Genomic DNA, 4,273 nt, shown 5'->3' with positions numbered 1-4,273 from the left:
GGCTCAACTAGATTCGCAACCCATTCCTGGTTGGTCTTTGTACAATGGCGATAATAAGTCTGTGTTGCAAAGATCCTTGGTGAATCGGAACAGCATTACTACTTTATCTAGCCCTGTAGTAGGGGCTAATTCGGGTCAACCCAATTATGCTTTGGAGCTCAAATCAGGTGAAAGCATTACGCACAATTTCTTTGCCGTTCCTGATTGGGGTTCCCTTCGACTCGATCTACACGCACCTGGGGTTCCTAATAGGTCTAATGCCAACCCTAAAGGTACGCTTGATGTTACTATTCGACCATTAGATCCCTCAATTCCAGAGTTTTCTCAAACAATAACTCTCCAAAAAGCCCAAAATGGCACAGATGCTGTCGGTGTTCCTTCTACTTACCTAGAAGATAAATATAAAGTAGATTACGGCAGAACTGGCTTTGAATCTTTCTACATTGATGTACCAGAAAGACTGCGCGGTCAAGTGGCAACTGTTGAATTCAAAGGCAAAGCATCTATTCCTGTCTACCTAGATAATGTTTTCTTCCAAAGTGATTCGCTCAAGTTTGGTAATCCCAATCGTGCTAGAAGTTATCTAGATAACACCGATCCGAATAACACCTATCAAACTAACTACTTGATAGAGAAGCCTCAATATACTCTTTCCTACAATGGTCAAACAAATACTCCTAACTGGGTGGGCTGGGTACTTGACAAAGGTTGGGCAAATGGCAGTGCAGGGAGAGCAGCAGAAAAGTTTGCTGAAGATCCAGAATTGCCTGCACCAAATTTCTATAGGGTGCAGGATAATGATTACGATTTTAAATCTCAGATTAGCTACACTAAGGATGAATATGGTCGATTTTTGTGGAACAAGAAAGCTTTCTTTTGGGCAGATCGGGGGCATTTAACTCCTTCTGCGGATCGCCAAAGGAGTAAGAAGGATAACATAGCCACGTTTTTGACAACAAATATTATTCCTCAAGATAGCAAGCAAAACTCAGGAATTTGGGCAACTCAGGAAAAAGGACTTCGGGATCTTGCAAAGAACCGCGATTTTAAATTCTTCATCTTTGCAGGAGGTTCAGGTGAGGGTGGCGGAACAGTAACCGATGGGCCTTTACCTACGGAGGTGAAAGGGCCTACTCCAATTAAAATAGGAGATTCTAGTCCCAACCAATTTACCAATTTTACGGCGGGAACAGACAGCAATAATCAAGCAAAGATTAAAGTGCCGGATGCACTTTGGAAGGTGGTTTTAGGCTTTTCACCTGAAAACAAATCTGAGGTTCCAGATATCCACTTTGCTTGGTGGATACCTAACAATTCCTACAGCATTAAACAAACGCTCGACTACACAAAACCTACTCAATATTTAGATGGTCTGATCGGCCCAACATTTGAAAATCGAGCGTGGAATGATGGAGCGTTTACAATGAGTATCAAAGCATTGGAAGCAAGGCTTAACAAAGATTTACCCCTAGACAGTCAGTACGATTTTCTTTCTAATATCCACGATCCTGCTGTTAAAGACAATCTCAGATCGGTTCAGAGACTTCTTCCACAATAGCTCACATTCTAGCTGAAATAAACTTCTCATCAGAGAAGTCTATAGTAATCCTAAATGAGTCGTAAATTTTTTACCCCACCCCAACCCTCCCCTTGCGAAGGGGAGAGAGTAAGAAATTCACAAATGATTTAGGATTGCTATATTTACTTTAGCTATTACTACGCACGCTGCCATCGGGCATCAGTGTTTCCTCAAAACGGCAATCTCGAAACTTAGCCCAAAAAAGATTATTATCTTTCACCCCGAAGTCGGCTCCACGGAAGTCGGCTCGGGTCAAATTGGCTTTTTCAAAATAAACACCGTTAAAAAACCTGGCTCCCTTAAAGGTTGCCTCCGTCAAATTATCGCGAACAAAGTGGAGATTGCTGATTCTTGCCTTATTCAAATTGGCTCTACTGAAATTGGTATAGAAAAAACTACTCTCGACTAACCCAGCTCTCGTCAAGTCAGCTCCACTCAAATTGGCAAACTCAAAAACCGATTGGAAGATACGGGTTTCCCGCAAAATAGCATTACTCAAATCTGCTCCTTCAAAATGACTCTCACCCAAATCGACCCTAGTCAAGTCAGCCCCGCGCAAAATCACTCCCTCCATGTAGAGACCAATATCTTGGATGCTACTGTTACGCAAAATAATGCCACTTAAATCCAAGCCTTTAAATTGTCCGAGATCCCAATGCTCGCCGGGAGCAATATCATCCCTCTCCACCATAAAACCGCTAAAATTTCTTTCCCCAGCCGCATATCGACTTCGGAGTTCTCGAAATCGAATCTTTTGCATCTCGAAAATAGCGCTATCAATTTGTGCGCCCTGAAAGTTAGCACCTTCGATAACCGCATCCACCAAGAATGCGTTGCTGAAATTAGCTCCTGTACAATTAGTTTCAAGAAAATATACATTACTCAAATCAGCTCCCCACAAATTAGCATGACTGAGATTGGCACCGCTGAAGTCAACTTCTAGTAAATCAGTATCATTTAAATCAGCGTGTTCCAGATTAGCGTTGCTGAGGTTGACGTAAATGAGGCTGGCAGCGCTCAAGTTCGCCCTCTCTAGGTTGGCTCCACTAAGATTAGCCTCCCTCAGATTCGCACCACTCAAGTTGGCATTAATCAACTGAGTTCCATTCAAGTTAGCACCACTCAAGTTAGCATCGCTCAAGTTAGCACCACTCAAGTTAGCATCGCTGAGGTTAGCATTTATTAAATTGGTATTGGTGAGATTGATATCAATGAGCATTGTTCTGTTCAAATCGACACTACTCAAGTCAACCTCATCAAAATTCCTCTCACCAGCAGCATACCGTCGGAGCAATTCTTCAGCATTCATAATTTATCTATTCAATTAGTTTAACTTCTGAATTATTATAGTACGATAATCCTGGTTTTTGCTACTGCAATATAATCAGCAATTAGTCACAAATGCGGGGCAGAAATAAAAGTTTGCTATTGAAGCGAGCAGGTAATAATTAAAAGATGCAGAATTCAATCAAGCACTAGCTGAGATTAACCTCAAAGATGCTTTATCAACTGTTGAAACCCAGAACAGCGATAAATTGGCGGTTGCTATTAACATTCCTGTAGGTAATCCCAATACATCAGAGAGATAGATACTACTCCAGAAACGGCGACTGTAGATGCGATTAGCTTGCCGAATGGAGCCAGACCACAAGCTATTGCGATCGACCCCAAAGACAATTATGCTTACATTGCCGACCAAAATCGCCCCAACATCTACGTCCTCGACATCAACCCGAATTCGGCAACCTATCATACCGTTGTCCAGACAATTGCGATCGATTCTCCGTCGGGTTTGCAGCAGTTAACAATTAACAGCGATTCCCGCAAACTCTTTATAACTGCCTCCGATAGCAACATCCACGTTATCAACATCAACCCTCTTGACAAACCCACCAATTTGACATCTAATCCCCGCAAATGGCATCAGCAGATTGGCAAGATATTAACCCCAAACGGAGCAATGGGGATAACTACAACTTCTGACCCGTCGAAAATAACTTTTACCAGTGGCAACCCCGGTACAGACGGCAGCGGTTTTGGCGTGTTGGAAATTACCAACAGCAACCCTCTAAGTTTTGCGGCGGAGGCACGCTATGCGAACTTGTCGTTGGGTAGCGATTTCGATTACTTTGATGTCAACGAGGGGGTGGCTGTAACGGTAATGAAAGACGGGCGGTATGCGTTTGTTGCTGGCCGCAACTCCAGGGGCAACAACAACCCTACCGATGCGCGTCAGGGTGGAAATATTGGGATTATCAAAGACCCCCTGGGGCCCAATCCTCAATTGGTGGCTGCGACTCGACCGATTCCCGACAGCTTAACTAACAACCTAGCGCTTTCGAGCGACGGCAAATATTTAATTGCTTCCTATCCCACCATAAATTTGGGAGGAAGTTCTTACGTTTTCGATGTTGAGGAAATGATTAAGGCTATAGAGAATCCGGGCAATTACAAGCTTGACGCCCGCGACAGGGGAGTGGATACTTGGGGTTTCCAGGCAAGCAATCAGCGAAATGCCACAACTGCCGACCTCGCCCGCGTACCTATTGACGATATCAACCCTCTTGTCAGTATTGCGGCCGACTACGAAATTACAGGGGGAAATTGGATAAATAACTTTGCCTTTAGCGTCCCGGACGGCACGAACCGCGCTCCCATCGGTATCGGCGGAAATCCTAAAGGTTTGGCAATAGC

Annotated in this window: 2 protein-coding genes and 1 pseudogene; 2 read left to right on the top strand and 1 reads right to left on the bottom strand. The window is 43.8% G+C overall.

Annotated features, from left to right (window positions below):
* Positions 1–1,558: DNA/RNA non-specific endonuclease (locus JGK39_RS33015; RefSeq protein ID WP_293298997.1), on the top strand; the 1,558-nt coding region annotated here is incomplete at its 5' end.
* Between the two features lie 148 nt (positions 1,559–1,706).
* Here JGK39_RS33015 and JGK39_RS33010 read toward each other — a convergent pair.
* Positions 1,707–2,888 carry a pentapeptide repeat-containing protein gene (locus JGK39_RS33010; RefSeq protein WP_293298994.1) on the bottom strand — a complete coding sequence of 394 codons (1,182 nt, stop codon included), beginning with the start codon at positions 2,886–2,888 and terminating at the stop codon, positions 1,707–1,709.
* Between the two features lie 318 nt (positions 2,889–3,206).
* On the opposite strand from JGK39_RS33010, the pseudogene JGK39_RS33005 reads away from it, so the two are divergent.
* Positions 3,207–4,273: pseudogene (locus JGK39_RS33005) on the top strand (Ig domain-containing protein group 2 domain-containing protein); the annotation flags it as partial.

The sequence above is a fragment of the Microcoleus sp. PH2017_12_PCY_D_A genome, assembly GCF_020738565.1.
In the GTDB taxonomy this organism is placed as follows: domain Bacteria; phylum Cyanobacteriota; class Cyanobacteriia; order Cyanobacteriales; family Microcoleaceae; genus Microcoleus.
Note: the sequence above shows the minus strand (reverse complement) of the source record. Positions and strands in the feature narration are given on the sequence as shown.

Coding starts and splice junctions, on each gene's coding strand:
- JGK39_RS33010 (WP_293298994.1), bottom strand. CDS start 2,888: ATGAATGCTGAAGAATTGCTCCGACGGTATGCTGCTGGTGAGAGGAAT.